General features: G+C 39.5%; 1 pseudogene. It reads right to left on the bottom strand.

Annotation, left to right across the window (positions count from 1 at the left end):
* Positions 1 to 342 (bottom strand): annotated as a pseudogene (locus HMPREF2837_RS01080) (transposase family protein); the annotation flags it as partial.

Here is a 342-nt window from a genome sequence, read left to right as displayed (position 1 = left end):
GGCTTGTGACAATCGCTTGAGCCTTCATAGCATGATATTTCTTTTTACCAGAATAATTGGCTAGTTGATTTTTTTAGGACGATTTATTTTTACCTCTGTTGCATCCACAATCACCGTATCCTCAGCACTAAGATGAGTTTTTGAAATCGTAAAACCACTTTGAATAAGAGTTGCTTCAACCCATTGACTCCGACGGATTAAGTTGCTTTCGTGAATGCCAAAATCAGCCGCGATTTGTTCATAAGTACGGTATTCTCGCATGTATTGAAGAGTAGCCATGAGGAGATCTTCTAAGCTTAACTTAGGGGTTCGTCCACCTTTTGCATGTTTACGTTGATAAGC

The sequence above is a fragment of the Streptococcus sp. HMSC071D03 genome, assembly GCF_001812125.1.
In the GTDB taxonomy this organism is placed as follows: Bacteria; Bacillota; Bacilli; order Lactobacillales; family Streptococcaceae; genus Streptococcus; species Streptococcus pseudopneumoniae_N.
This window is presented reverse-complemented; position numbering and strand designations above follow the sequence as displayed.